A 12,851-nucleotide genomic window follows, 5' to 3' on the forward strand; every position below is an offset into this window, starting at 1 on the left:
GTATACGTTGTGTGATCGGTCGCACAACCCCCGAGACATCCCTTCGATGGTCGGAGGGCCCGCACGTGGTCGGCGCGCGGTCGGCGCGGCAGGATTCCTGCCGCGCCGACCGTGGTGCTGTGGATATCGGGATGCTCAGCCTCTCTGCGGTCCAGCCGTTCAGCTGTGCAGCCGTTCAGCCGCTCTGCGGTCCAGCCGTTCAGCCGATGTTCGCTCTGCGGACGCCGGCGTAGATCTCAGGACGCGACTTCTTGAGGTAGTGGCCCCAGATCACGCCCACCACCCCGGCGGCCACGATCATTCCGGGCAGGATGACCACCAGCGGGGAGAAGCCCTCCGCGTCGATCATCGCGTCGAAGTTGAACATGATGAGCAGCGCGATGGCGCCGAGGCCGATGGCGGCGAGCAGCGGTGCGATGGTGCGGACGAACAAGGGGTGCCGCTCGGGCTCGCGGTTGAAGTAGCGCAGCGCCGCCACCGACGTGATGCAGAGCAGCAGGACGAGACCGAAGCCGGCCGCGTTGGTCAGCCAGGGGAAGAACGTCAGCACGGGGAACAGCGGGCCGAGCTCGGATCCTGCTCCTGCGATCGCGAACACGATGATGACGACCAGCGCGATCCCGCTCTGGGTCAGGGACCCGGCCACCGGAGCGCCGCTGACCCTGCCGGTGCGTCCCAGCACTGCTGGCAGCACGCGGGCGCGTCCCATGGAGAAGAAGTACCGCGCCGCGGCATTGTGGAATGCCACCAGGGCAGCCATGATGCTGGTCAGGAAGAGCACCGCGGCGAGATTGACCAGCATCGCTGGCAGCTTGCCGTCCAGGAAGACGAAGACCAGGTCTGGGCCCCACTCCTGGGCCTGCGCCACGATCTGCGACGGGCCGATGCCGGCCGCAAGCGCCCAGGAGGACGCCGCGTAGAACACCGAGATGATGGCGACGGCGATATAGGTCGCGCGGGCCACCGAACGTTCTGGATCCTTCGCCTCTTCGGCGTAGATCGCTCCTGACTCGAACCCCATGAAGGCGGCCATGCCGAAGGCGAGCAGCGCGCCGAGGCTTCCGTTAAGCCAGTTCTCCGGAAGCAGCGTCTCTGCCGTCACGCCCTCGGGAGCAACGGAGACCGAGACCAGGCTGACGACGATCACGACGAGGAACTCGAGCAGCACGATGACTGCAAGGAGCTTCGCTGAGAGGTCGATACGGTTCACCCCCAGCACTGCGACCAGCAGCCACCCCGCCAGAGCACAGATCCACCAGGAGATCGTGACGCCGAAGAGGTCATTGATGATCGAGGATGCGGTGAAGCCGAAGACGCCGTAGATGCCGACCTGCATGGCGTTATAGGTCATCAGCGCCAGGAACGAGGTGCCGATTCCCGGACGGACGCCGAGACCTGCGGCCACGTAGGCATAGAACGCGCCCGCGTTCTGCACGTAGGTGCTCATCCGTCCATACCCGACCGCGAAGAGACCGAGGATCACTCCCAGCAGCAGATACCCCACGGGAACGCCGGTCTCCCCCGTGATGGCGAAGCTGGTGGTCGCGCCGCCGGCGAGCACGGTCAGCGGGGCGGAGGCAGCGATGATCAGAAACACCAGGGCGGGGACCCCCAGGGTGCGTCGCGCCAGTGCCGTGGCCTCAGCCGTCGGGGGTCGTGCGGGAGCCGTTTGCTCAGCCATGTCTGTACTCCATCGTCTCGGGGCGGGTGCAGCGTGTCTCTCGTGGATCTGGGCGGCGTCTCCCCCGCCCGTTGCCGAGAAGTATCCCCAGCCGATGGCTGCTGAGTCTTGCATCACGGTGCACCTGAGTTGTCCATCCAGGTGCTATTCAGGAATGCGTGGTCGCGGCGCAGTGCTTTACAAGGCGCTGTGAGGGGTGTCACACTCAGCGTGCACCAAGGTTTTACAGACCTGAAACTCCTCCGCCATCTATATTGAGCGATTGCTCAATAACATGGGAGGAACCCATTCGCAGGAGGGACCATGCGTACCGAGCACATCGGCAGCCTCACAGCCGAATACTCCCGCCCCGCGGTCGACCTGGACACCTGGCGCCAGGCGATCGCCGCCGCCGTCGTGCCCCTGGAGATCCGCGAGAAGCCGGGAACTCCGTTCCAGGGCCGGCTGCGGCACACCGCCTTCGACGGCGTGAGCGTCTTCGAACTCGCCACCACGGCCCATACGGTCCGGCGAACACCTGCACTGATCTCCAGGGAGGACTCGCGGTTCTACAAGCTCAGCCTGCAGCTCTCCGGGCATGCAGTGCTGGATCAGGATGGACGACGTGCAGTGCTGGGACCGGGGGATCTCGCCATCTATGACACCCACCGTCCCTATACCCTGCACTTCCCGGAATCCAGCCGCGCCATGGTCATGGTGATCCCCCAGGAGCCGGTGGACCTGAGCCCGGAGCAGATCTCCCGGGTCACCGCCACATGCTTCTCCCCCGATCAGGGGTTCGGACGTCTGATCAACCCGTTCTTCGTGGAGCTCTGCAACAGCATCGAGCAGCTTCCCGAGGCCTATGGCAGCCGGCTGGTCCACTCGGCGCTCGATCTCATGGTCACCATGCTCGCCCATGAGCTTGATTCCCGTCACGAGGGTCCGGCCCACGCCGCGGGAAGCCTGGGACGCGAGGTGCGGGAGTACATCCTGGCGAACCTCGGTGACGAGACGATGACCCCGGCCTCGATCGCGGCCGCCCATTTCGTCTCAGTCCGATACCTCTACACGATCTTCGCCGAGGAGAGTCAGACCATCGCCGCCTGGATCCGAGCACGGCGGCTCGAGCATATTCGCCGCGATCTCAGCGACCCGATCCATGCACAGCGTCCCGTGTCCTGGGTGGCCGGACGGTGGGGCCTCCACGACGCCGCCCACTTCTCCCGGCTCTTCCGAGCCGAATACGGAGAATCCCCGAGCGCCTACCGGCGCAAGCGCCTGGGACAGGAGTGCCTGGCTGCGGCGTCATGAGTCTGGCGGTCCTGACATGAGGAAGAATCGTTCCCATGCCGAAGAAGATTGACCGCGAAGCCCGCCGCCAGCAGATCGTCCGCACCTATCTGAAGATCGCTGCCCGCGATGGACTGGAGACCACCACCTCCCGGGCCGTGGCCGCTGAGCTGGGCGTCTCCACAGGGTCCCTCTGGCACTATTTCTCCGGCTTCGACGAGGTCGTCCTGCGCGCATTCCAGCTCATCTTTGACCGGACCAACGCGCGGATCTCCGAGGGCGTGGCGCAGCACACCGGCCTGCACGCGCTGATGGAGATGCTTGAGGAGACGCTTCCAGTGGGTCCAGAGACCCAGCGCGAGGCCTTCGTCGTCGTCAACTTCTGGGGCCGGGCCTCCTCCAGACCCGATCTGGCGCAGTTCCAGACCCAGGTCGCCGCCCAGTGGCGTCGGCAGATCCTGACCCATCTCGGCGAGGCCGCGGATCAGGGCGAGCTCAGCGCGGGGGCGCCTGTGGAGTCGGTCGCCGACGTGCTGATGGTCCTGATCACCGGATTCCAGGTCGAGTGCGCCCTGCAGACCACTCTGGCCTCGGCACAGAGGCAGTGGCAGACCGTCCACCACTGCCTCTCCGCCTGGCTCACCGATGCCGGGCAGGAGACGATCCAGCTCGCCTCCGCAGACAGTCCGAGCTCAGCTGACCGCTAGTGTGCCGAGCTCAGTGACAGCCGCAGCCATCGGCTGAGGCGCCCTTCTCTGCCGTCGCCGCATCCGAGGCGCAGTGCCCCGTGCTCTCCGGGGGGACGTCCAGGGTGGGATTGCGATCGAAGAACCCGTCCGGGGTCAGCTTGAACCCGGCATAGTCCACCGGCATGATCGGCCAGTCCTCTGTGCGTGGGAAATGGGTGAGGCCGAAGGTGTGCCACAGCACCAGGTCCTCCCCCTCCAGGGAGCGATCCTGGGTGATGTAGGCGGGCAGGCCTCCCGAGCCGGGGTTCAGGTTCACGTTGTCCCCGGCAGGGAAGCGCTCGTCCCGGTCGTGCTGCGTCACCCACAGGTGGTGTCCCGCGAAGGCGGCGCGCCTGCGGATGGAGGAGTCCTCCGCGGCGAGCAGCGTGGGGCTCTCCTCGGGGTGCAGCACATAGGAGGTCGCCGCACCGAGTCGGTTGGTCCGCTCGGCGCTGCTGATCCGCCAGACCCTTCCCACGGACCCCTTCGCGTCGCGCACCGCGTTCTGCTCCGAGGTCAGCCGGGTGATGTCTCGGGTGAACGCATTGCCCCAGGGGTTCTCGGCGCTGCTGGGCACCCGGGCGGCGTCGATCTCGTCCACTGAATTGCGGGTCCCGTCCACGGTCATGTCCAGCCGCGCGCAGAACAGATGCTGGTGCACCGGACCGCCGAGGCCGGGCGCGAGCTCCGTGGCATAGGGGTAGTCCGCTGAGGGAAGCCCGGAGGTGAACACGATTCCGGTGGCCTTGGACTCCAGCTCGATCTTGCCATCCAGGTAGAGGTACCAGTAGAAGCCGTAGTCGTAGTTGCCCACGGTCACGAAGAAGGAGATCACCAGGCGGCGCTGACGGCGGACCTCACTGGTTCCGGAGAAGTCATCACTGTGCTTCCACAGAATCCCGAAGTCCTCCTCATGGATGCAGATCGCATTGCGCAGGGTCTTGGGCTGACCAAGGTCATCCACCACGACGGCGTCCACGTAGGTGATCTCGCCCTTGCAGTCACAGCCGAGCTCGAGCGCATTGGCGAGTCGCCCGAACTGATACTCCCCGACGTCGAAATAGTTCTGCCAGGCGTGGGAGGGGCTGGGGTCCCCGTAGTTGACCACCATCTCGGCGATGGATCCGCGGTAGAGGATCGGGCGGTCCTCGCCCTGGTCGTGGAAGCTGAGCTGGTGCAGGGTGAGCCCCTCGCGGCCATTGAAGCCGACCCTGACCTTCCAGTTCTCCCAGGCGAGCACGCCGTCCTCCAGCGAGAAGCTGACACCCTCGGGCTGGGTGATCGAGATCGGCTTCAGGGACGTGCGGTACTCACCGCGAACGGCCGGGTCCAGATAGTCCCCCGATTCTTCGGGGACATGCATGACCTCGGTCTCGACGACGCGCAGCACCTTCTCATTGGTCAGGTCCACATGGGCGACGACGCCGTCGATCGGATGCGCCCAGACCGAGTCGGTCGGGTAGTCCTGCCGGAAGGCCAGCGCGCGCACCACGCGGACGCCCACCTCATCCTCATAGCCGAACACGCCGGCGGAGAGTCCCACCACGACGACCTTGTCCAGGTCTGTCACGCCGCGCTTGGCGATGGCGTCCACCCAGCGCTGATCGGCCTTCACGATGGGGTCCGCCCCGGCGAGATCCTCGTCGAAGCTCGGGGCGGAGCCTTCTGTGACCGCGTCCACGTCTCGACGCTCGACGATCTCGCCCTGGTCGAGGTCGATCACGAGGCTGCTCAGCCGCAGCGTGGAGAGGTCGGTCAGCAGCAGCGAGACCTCGCGGGGAAGCCGCTGCCCCGGAGCCCAGCTGAGCACGGCCTCCTTCTCAGGTTCACGCAGCGTCACGTAGGAGACGCGGGTGGCCTCGGTCAGCAGGCCTGCACCCTCGAGCACATGGCGCATGGACTCGATCTCTTCGACGGACAGCGGCGTGAGGGGGTGGCGGGGCTGCTGGGTTGACGTCTTGTCAGCCATGGTGGTCCTCCTTATAGTTGAGCGCACGCTCAAGAATAAATATGACACATTTCACACGTATTTCGGAAGGGTCTCATGGACCTCATCACGCTGATCCGCAGGACGGCGGCCGCCGGTGCCGGAGCCTCCGGCATCCTGCACCTGCTGATGCTGGGCCACGGAGACCACCTGGGCTGGAGCATGTTCATGGTCGCCATGGCCATCGTGTGCCTGCCCTGCGCAGGGCACCTCTGGCGCACGGCTAGCTCCCGATCCTGGATGCTGATCGGGCTGATGAACGCCGGCATGCTCGCGGTGCACATGTGGCTGCTGGGATCCACGCCACCCGGGCCGGCGGAGCCCGCCCTGCCGAATGCAGACCTGAACCCGGCGCACAGTCATGGCGAGACCGCCCTTGGCCTCGCCGGCACACACGAGCTGCTCCTTCCCCTGGCCTCCGCCGCGGCGATCCTCGAGATCCTCCTGGCGGGAGTCGGCCTGCACCTGCTCCACCGTCTCCACCGCGTGAGCCGGACCACAACGGTGCAGGCGCAGCACAGCCTCCTGCAGGGGGAATCAAGCCCATGAACCTCCCGGACCTTCATCCTGAACTCAGATCACCCTGCTGAACCCCTGACAGAGGAGTCACGACGATGGACACACAGACCGCCAGCACGCTGCTTGAACAGATCCAGTCCCCCCAGGGCCGAGAGATCCTCGACCCCGCCACCGGCGAACTCGTCGGCCGCACCCCGCAGACCTCCCCGGCAGAACTCAACGACGCCGTGGCCCGCGCCCACACCGCCCAGACCACCTGGGCCGCCCAGAGCCATGACCAGCGCAGCCAGACCCTGCACGCCGCCGCCGACGCCATCGAAGCCCACGCCGAGGAACTCGCCGTGCTGCTCTCCCGAGAACAGGGCAAACCCCTGAACGGACCCAACGCCCGCTTCGAAGTCGGCGCCTGCGCCGCCTGGCTGCGCACCGCCGCCTCGATCCCCGTGGAACCCGAAGTCCTCCTCGATGATGAGACCGGCCACGCCGAGCTGCACTACCGCCCCCTGGGCGTGGTCGGCGCCATCGGACCCTGGAACTGGCCCATGATGATCTCCATCTGGCAGATCGCCCCAAGCCTGCGCATGGGCAACACCGTGGTGATCAAACCCTCCGAATACACCCCGCTGAGCGTGCTCGCCCTGGTCCACGTGCTCAACACCGCCCTGCCCGCCGACGTGCTCATCGCGGTCCCCGGCGACGGGTCCCTGGGCAAGGCGCTCACCGAGCACCCCGACATCGCCAAGATCATGTTCACCGGCTCGGTCACCACCGGCAAGGCCATCATCAAGACCGCCGCCGACACCATGAAGCGCATGACCATGGAGCTCGGCGGCAATGACGCCGGGATCGTGCTCGATGACGCTGACCCCAAGGCCATCGCAGAAGATCTCTTCTGGGGCGCGTTCATCAACACCGGACAGACCTGCGCGGCGCTGAAGCGGCTCTACGTGCCAGACTCGATCTATGACGAGGTCTGCCAGGCGCTGACCGAGGTCGCCGCGAAGATGCCCATGGGGATCGGGCTCGAGGAGCACAACGTGCTCGGGCCGCTGCAGAACGCGAAGCAGCGCGAGATCGTCGCGCGCCTGGTCGACGCGGCCACCGACTCCGGGGCCCGGGTGCTCATCGGAGCAGATCCCGATGATGCCGCTCCGGGCTTCTTCTATCCCACGACCCTGGTCGCTGACATTGATCCGCAGAACCCGCTGGTCACTGAGGAACAGTTCGGCCCGGCGCTGCCGATCATCCGTTACACCAGCCTGGATCAGGCCATCGCCTGGGCCAATGGTCTCGAGGTCGGGCTGGGCTCCTCGGTCTGGTCCTCTGATCCGAAGCGCGCCGCAGAAGTGGCCGCGAGGATGGAGGCCGGGACGACGTGGATCAATAAGCACGGGGCCATCGATCCACGGGTGCCCTTCGGGGGTGCGAAGCAGTCAGGCTTCGGTCTGGAGTTCGGGCTGCAGGGACTCAAAGAGGTCGCCCAGCCACACGTGATCAGCAGCTGAGCGCCGTCCGCAGAGGGCGCCGGCACCCGACTGGTTGATCACAACCAGTCTCACTTCCTCGCGGTGCCCGGGTGCTGGTCGAGCTCCTCCAGCTCGGCCAGCACCTGCTTCGCCGCCGCGATGCGTTCGGCCTCGGGCCGGTCCCACCAGTAGGGGCCCCGCTCCCCCAGCCCAGTCTTTGCCAGGCCCACCCGCCGCCGCGCAGCAGCGATGCGTTCGGCGTCCTCGGCCTTCTCCCCGGCGCCCACGCCCGACCTGCCGCGGCCCAGATGTGACTTCAGCTGCGCCACGAGCTCAGCCGGAAGGGCAGGGTCGGTGCGCCGCCAGCGCCGGCCCTTGATCACCAGCCAGCGTTCGGACTCCTCGGCAGACTCCTTGGCAGACTCCGCTTCCTCGGACATCGACATCTCCTTCGCCGGGACAGTTCGTGAACGTGTGCTCCTGCTACTGTGCCAGCCAGGACGGCCGCACATGCGGCGAGCTTCGCTGAAAGGCATTCATGACCCGCACGCTGGTCTGGTTCCGGGACGATCTGCGCACCGCAGACCATGAAGCGCTGCTCCAGGCCTGTGAACGTGCGGAGAATCCGGGCGACGTCGTCGGTCTCTATGTGCTGGACGAGGTCAGCCCCGGGGTGCGCCCGCTCGGCGGCGCGGCCAGGTGGTGGCTGCACCATGCGCTGGAATCCCTGCAGCAGAACCTCGCCGCACTGGGGATCGTGCTGCTGCTGCGCCGCGGGGACCCGGCTGAGCTTCTCCTCGGCCTGGCCCAGGAGCTCGGTGCCGAGCGGGTGCACTGGTCCCGGCGCTACGGCGGCGGCGAGCGTGCGGTGGACGCAGGGATCAAGGCGGCGCTGCCCGAGCATGGCATCGCCGTGGAGAGCTTCAACGCCTCGCTGCTGCATGAGCCCTGGACCGTGCAGACCAACACCGGTGGCCCCTATAAGGTCTACACCCCCTTCTGGCGCCAGATCAGCGCCCGCGAGCCAGGTCTCCCCCGTCCACGACCCGTCCCGCTGGGCCCGGTGGAGGCCGCGCACCGCCGCCTCCCCGAGCTGAGCCAGGGCCCCGGCGAGCTCGAGGACTGGCAGCTGCTCCCCACCAGCCCGGACTGGGCCGGCGGCCTGCGCAGGAACTGGACCCCCACTGAGGCTGGGGGCCACGCCCGGCTCAAGGAGTTCCTGGCGACCCAGGTCCAGGACTACGACGACGCCCGGGACGTCCCCGCCGATGATGACACCTCGCGGCTCTCTCCCTACCTGCGATTCGGTCAGCTCAGTCCGCGCCAGGTGTGGGAGGCCGCCCAGCAGCAGAGCCCGGAGTCGGTGGGCACCTTCCTCTCCGAGATCGGCTGGCGGGAGTTCTGCTGGCACCTGCTCTTCCACTTCCCTCAGCTGCCGCACACGAATCTGCGACCCCAGTTCGACGCCTACCCCTGGCGGTCGCGGGACGACTCGCCCGAGGAGTTCATGGCGTGGGCCCAGGGCCGGACCGGATTCCCGTGGGTGGACGCCGGACAGCGTCAGCTCTGGGAGACGGGACATATGCACAACCGGGTGCGCATGGCCTCGGCCAGTCTGCTGATCAAGAACCTCGGCATCGACTGGCGCGAAGGTGAGGCCTGGTTCTGGGACACCCTGGTCGACGCCGACGCCGCCTCCAATCCCGCCAACTGGCAGTGGGTGGCCGGCTGCGGGATGGACGCCGCCCCGTACTTCAGGATCTTCAACCCGCAGCGTCAGCGGGAACGCTTCGACCCCGAGAGCCGGTACGTCAGCACCTGGATACCGGAGCTGAACACCGGGGAGTATCCCGCCCCGATCATCGACCTGAAGACCACCCGGGAGGAGGCTCTGGCGCACTACAGCCAGATCAGCGGCAGGGGCTGAGGTCACGGACGCGGCGATGAGCAGGTATAGTGGAGTTTCTGGTGCCCACCTCGTGTGGTTGCCTGCGTCGTAAGAACGCCTTGATCAACGGGGCCGTGCCGTCTACACCGGCCCACGTTTCAGCAGTGATTTTCTCGCGGCGACCGAGTGCATCAACCGATGCCTTCGCCCTATGCCAGACCAGTTCCCGGCGGGTACCCCCTGCCTTCTCTGCGTCTGGCGCTTTCTGAAAGGCTCCCGCCATTTCTGAGACCCAGACCTTCGCCGATCTCAACGTCCCCGCACCGCTGGTGCGCGCGCTCGCTGCGGACGGCAAGATTGACGCTTTCGCCATCCAGCAGCAGACCCTGGCCGACACGCTGAACGGACGCGATGTCCTCGGCCGCGGCAAGACCGGCTCCGGCAAGACGCTTGCGTTCTCCATCCCCATGGTCGCGCGCCTCGGCGAGAAGGACGCGGCCAAGCGCCGTCGTCCCGGCCGGCCGCTCGGCCTGGTGCTGGCACCGACCCGTGAACTCGCCACGCAGATCAATGCCGTGCTCGAACCGCTGGCGGCCTCGTACAACCTGAAGACCACCACGATCTTCGGCGGCGTCACCGCCTCGCGCCAGATCAACGCGCTGAAGTCGGGCGTGGACATCGTGGTGGCCTGCCCCGGCCGCCTCGAGGACCTGATCAACCAGCGCGCGCTGAGCCTGGAATCGGTGGAGATCACCGTGCTCGATGAGGCCGATCACATGGCCGACCTCGGGTTCCTTCCCGTGGTGACCCGCCTGCTGGAACAGACCGGCTCCAAGGGTCAGCGCCTCTTCTTCTCCGCCACTCTGGACAATGGTGTGGACAAGCTGGTGAAGCGCTTCCTCAACGATCAGGTCATGCACTCCGTGGACGAGGCCACCTCTCACGTCTCCGCCATGACCCACCACGTCTTCGAGGTGAACAACGACGACAAGCGGGACCTGGTCAAGCAGCTCGCCTCGGGCACCGGTCGTCGCATCCTGTTCACCCGCACCAAGCACCAGGCCAAGAAGCTGGCCAAGCAGCTCACCGAACAGGGCACCCCCGCGGTGGACCTGCACGGCAACCTCTCCCAGTCCCAGCGTGATCGCAACCTCGCCGCCTTCGGCGAGGGCGACATCAAGGTCCTGGTCGCCACCGACGTGGCCGCTCGCGGTGTCCATGTGGACTCCGTGGAACTCGTGGTCCACGTGGATCCGCCGGCCGAGCACAAGGCATACCTGCACCGCTCAGGCCGCACCGCACGCGCCGGCAGCGCCGGTGACGTGGTCACGGTCATGCTCCCCGAACAGCGCCGCGACACCCAGGCGCTGCTGCGCAAGGCAGCCATCGCCGTGCACCCGATCCGGGTCAACAGCGAGTCCGATGCTGTGAGCGACCTGGTCGGCGAGACCGCCGCGTTCGTCAAGCCTGCTCCTCGCCCTCCTGTCCAGCAGCAGCAGCCTCGCCGTCGTCCCTCCGGCGCCCCGTCCTCCCGCGGGGCCGGTCCGGCTCGCGGCGGCCGCGGCGGCTCGGGCGGACCCTCTCGCGGGGGCTCTGCAGGACCTTCCCGCGGCGGGCGCAGCGGCGCTCCGCGCGGCGGATCCAGCTCTGCCGGACGATCGCAGCGCGCCGCTCGCTGATCTCACGCGCAAGCGGCCGGGCTTCTTGAGCCTGGGACGCGCACGCTGAATCCCGCCTCTGTGGCCCTCATCCCTTCGGGGATGGGGGCCACATTGCATCGGCGGCATCACCGCGCCGCAGCAGGTTCTGCTTGACCGATCCGGTGACAGCCACACAGGATTGAGTCAACCTCGAGCTGAGTCCCACCGAACGGAGTCTGCGCAGATGATCACCTTCGACGTCGCCCCCGGCATCCATATGGTCTCCCAGGCCCATGTGAACTGTTATGTCATCGAGGATCAGGCGGGCGTCACGCTCGTCGATGCCGGGCTGCCCCGGATGTGGGAGGAGGTCATGGAGATCCTGAAGGTTCGTAGGCGCATGCCCCATGAGGTGCAGGCGCTGGTGTTGACCCACGCGCACTTCGACCACATGGGCTTCGCGCTGCGCGCCCAGCAGAGCCTCGGCGTGCCGGTGATCGTGCATCATCAGGATGCCTGGCTGGCGGCCCACCCCTACAGCTACAGCCCTGAACGGAACAGGTTCCTCTACCCCCTGGGACACCCGAGGTCACTGCCGCTGCTGGGGAAGATGGCGGTGTCCGGGGCGCTCAACGTCAAGGGAGTACACGGCGTCCAGCTCATGCCGGACGGCGTCATGCTCGAGATCCCCGGGAACCCGGTGCCGGTGCACACACCCGGGCACACCGACGGGCACTGCATCCTGCACCTGCCTGAGCGCGGCGCCGTGTTCACCGGGGACGCGCTCGTCACCCTTGACCCCTACACCGCCGAGACCGGCCCGCAGACCGTGGCCGCAGCGGCGACCAAGAACACCGCTGAGGCGATGGACTCGCTGAAGCCCATCGCGCTGACCGAGGCCGAGCACCTGCTCCCCGGGCACGGCGAGGTCTGGCACGAGGGCGCGGAGGCGGCGGTGGAGGCAGCCCGCAAGGTGGGTCGGCACTGAGCTAGTTCGAGAAGTACTTCCACTTCGTCATCTGCTCGCGCAGGTCATGGAGCTCCCCGTTGGTGGAGAAGGTCCCGTTGCCGCGGTGATGGAACTCCGCGGTGAGATCCGCATCGGGCCGGACCCAGGCGGCAGTGGTGCGCAGCAGCCACAGCGAATACTCCTCCACCAGCGAATCGTCCTCGACCTTGCACTCGATGTTCGCCATGCACTCTCCGATCAGCGGAGCCGCCACGTTGACCCCCGGCACCCGAGTCAGTCCGAAGTGCTCCCATTTGTCCAGGTCATCGCCTGAACAGTTGCCCACCTGAACCGTGGTGCGCATCAGCTCCGGACCGGGTATGCCGATCACGCACTGTCGGCTGGCCTGCAGAGTGGCGAAGCTGGCGTCCCACGTGCCCACCACCACAGCCAGGATGCCGTCGTGGCGGACAGGCATGTTGAAGGCATTGGTCATGAGGTTGTCGCGGGTTCCGTCGGAGGTCGAGATCAGGACCGTGGGGCCGGGCTCGATCAGTCGGAAGGTGTCGCGGACGGGGTAGGGCACGAATCCATTCATGATGCTTCTCCCAGGCAGACTGATATGCGGCTTCGCCTGCAGTCTCGGCGTCCTCCCTGCAGATCCCTGCGCGGCGTCTCGTCACCCAGCGTAGCGCTGGAACGGTGGAGCGCAGCAGGTTCG

General features: G+C 67.0%; 11 protein-coding genes. 7 read left to right on the forward strand and 4 right to left on the reverse strand.

What is annotated here, in order from left to right:
- Window positions 1–199 precede the first annotated feature (199 nt).
- Window positions 200–1,681 (reverse strand): APC family permease, encoded by a 1,482-nt coding sequence (locus H4W27_RS05395; protein WP_192595018.1) that lies wholly within the window; start codon window positions 1,679–1,681, stop codon window positions 200–202.
- 303 nt (window positions 1,682–1,984) lie between these two features.
- Here H4W27_RS05395 and H4W27_RS05400 point away from each other — a divergent pair, with 303 nt between their 5' ends.
- The gene (locus H4W27_RS05400; RefSeq protein ID WP_192595019.1) at window positions 1,985–2,974 is read left to right on the forward strand and encodes an AraC-like ligand-binding domain-containing protein; all 990 of its coding nucleotides are present in this window, start codon (window positions 1,985–1,987) and stop codon (window positions 2,972–2,974) included.
- 35 nt (window positions 2,975–3,009) lie between these two features.
- On the forward strand, window positions 3,010–3,660 hold the full coding sequence (locus H4W27_RS05405; protein ID WP_192595020.1) for a TetR/AcrR family transcriptional regulator: 651 nt from the start codon (window positions 3,010–3,012) through the stop codon (window positions 3,658–3,660).
- A 10-nt stretch (window positions 3,661–3,670) separates the two neighbouring features.
- Here H4W27_RS05405 and H4W27_RS05410 read toward each other — a convergent pair whose 3' ends face one another.
- A complete protein-coding gene (locus tag H4W27_RS05410; protein WP_192595021.1) occupies window positions 3,671–5,650 on the reverse strand; it encodes a primary-amine oxidase in 1,980 nt (659 codons plus the stop codon).
- Between the two features lie 75 nt (window positions 5,651–5,725).
- Here H4W27_RS05410 and H4W27_RS05415 point away from each other — a divergent pair, with 75 nt between their 5' ends.
- Together H4W27_RS05415 and H4W27_RS05420 are read left to right on the forward strand one after the other, a co-directional pair.
- Window positions 5,726–6,217 carry a hypothetical protein gene (locus H4W27_RS05415; RefSeq protein ID WP_192595022.1) on the forward strand — a complete coding sequence of 164 codons (492 nt, stop codon included), beginning with the start codon at window positions 5,726–5,728 and terminating at the stop codon, window positions 6,215–6,217.
- A gap of 65 nt (window positions 6,218–6,282) precedes the next feature.
- On the forward strand, window positions 6,283–7,692 hold the full coding sequence (locus H4W27_RS05420) for an aldehyde dehydrogenase family protein (protein WP_192595023.1): 1,410 nt from the start codon (window positions 6,283–6,285) through the stop codon (window positions 7,690–7,692).
- Window positions 7,693–7,742: 50 nt separating this feature from the next.
- Here the strand turns inward: H4W27_RS05420 and H4W27_RS05425 are convergent, their stop codons facing one another.
- Window positions 7,743–8,093 carry a biopolymer transporter Tol gene (locus H4W27_RS05425; protein ID WP_192595024.1) on the reverse strand — a complete coding sequence of 117 codons (351 nt, stop codon included), beginning with the start codon at window positions 8,091–8,093 and terminating at the stop codon, window positions 7,743–7,745.
- Between the two features lie 98 nt (window positions 8,094–8,191).
- Between H4W27_RS05425 and H4W27_RS05430 the strand changes: the two genes are divergently transcribed.
- From H4W27_RS05430 to H4W27_RS05440, 3 genes are all read left to right on the forward strand, one after another.
- The gene (locus tag H4W27_RS05430) at window positions 8,192–9,580 is read left to right on the forward strand and encodes a cryptochrome/photolyase family protein (protein WP_192595025.1); all 1,389 of its coding nucleotides are present in this window, start codon (window positions 8,192–8,194) and stop codon (window positions 9,578–9,580) included.
- Between the two features lie 290 nt (window positions 9,581–9,870).
- Entirely contained in the window at window positions 9,871–11,220 is a 1,350-nt protein-coding gene (locus tag H4W27_RS05435) for a DEAD/DEAH box helicase (RefSeq protein ID WP_318782172.1), read from the forward strand.
- Between the two features lie 205 nt (window positions 11,221–11,425).
- Window positions 11,426–12,169, forward strand: coding sequence for an MBL fold metallo-hydrolase (locus tag H4W27_RS05440; protein ID WP_192595026.1), 744 nt, complete (start codon window positions 11,426–11,428; stop codon window positions 12,167–12,169).
- A gap of 1 nt (window position 12,170) precedes the next feature.
- On the opposite strand, the gene H4W27_RS05445 is transcribed toward H4W27_RS05440, so the two are convergent.
- Window positions 12,171–12,728: a flavin reductase family protein gene (locus H4W27_RS05445; protein WP_192595027.1), complete on the reverse strand. Its 558-nt coding sequence runs from the start codon at window positions 12,726–12,728 to the stop codon at window positions 12,171–12,173.
- Window positions 12,729–12,851: the final 123 nt, after the last annotated feature.

The organism is Nesterenkonia lutea (genome assembly GCF_014873955.1).
In the GTDB taxonomy this organism is placed as follows: Bacteria; Actinomycetota; Actinomycetes; order Actinomycetales; family Micrococcaceae; genus Nesterenkonia; species Nesterenkonia lutea.

What these genes read in the sequence shown, in the direction of transcription:
- H4W27_RS05430 (WP_192595025.1), top strand. Translation starts at nt 8,192, where the DNA reads ATGACCCGCACGCTGGTCTGGTTCCGGGACGATCTGCGCACCGCAGAC.
- H4W27_RS05425 (WP_192595024.1), bottom strand. Translation starts at nt 8,093, where the DNA reads ATGTCCGAGGAAGCGGAGTCTGCCAAGGAGTCTGCCGAGGAGTCCGAA.
- H4W27_RS05400 (WP_192595019.1), top strand. Translation starts at nt 1,985, where the DNA reads ATGCGTACCGAGCACATCGGCAGCCTCACAGCCGAATACTCCCGCCCC.
- H4W27_RS05405 (WP_192595020.1), top strand. Translation starts at nt 3,010, where the DNA reads ATGCCGAAGAAGATTGACCGCGAAGCCCGCCGCCAGCAGATCGTCCGC.
- H4W27_RS05415 (WP_192595022.1), top strand. Translation starts at nt 5,726, where the DNA reads ATGGACCTCATCACGCTGATCCGCAGGACGGCGGCCGCCGGTGCCGGA.
- H4W27_RS05410 (WP_192595021.1), bottom strand. Translation starts at nt 5,650, where the DNA reads ATGGCTGACAAGACGTCAACCCAGCAGCCCCGCCACCCCCTCACGCCG.
- H4W27_RS05445 (WP_192595027.1), bottom strand. Translation starts at nt 12,728, where the DNA reads ATGAATGGATTCGTGCCCTACCCCGTCCGCGACACCTTCCGACTGATC.
- H4W27_RS05440 (WP_192595026.1), top strand. Translation starts at nt 11,426, where the DNA reads ATGATCACCTTCGACGTCGCCCCCGGCATCCATATGGTCTCCCAGGCC.
- H4W27_RS05420 (WP_192595023.1), top strand. Translation starts at nt 6,283, where the DNA reads ATGGACACACAGACCGCCAGCACGCTGCTTGAACAGATCCAGTCCCCC.
- H4W27_RS05395 (WP_192595018.1), bottom strand. Translation starts at nt 1,681, where the DNA reads ATGGCTGAGCAAACGGCTCCCGCACGACCCCCGACGGCTGAGGCCACG.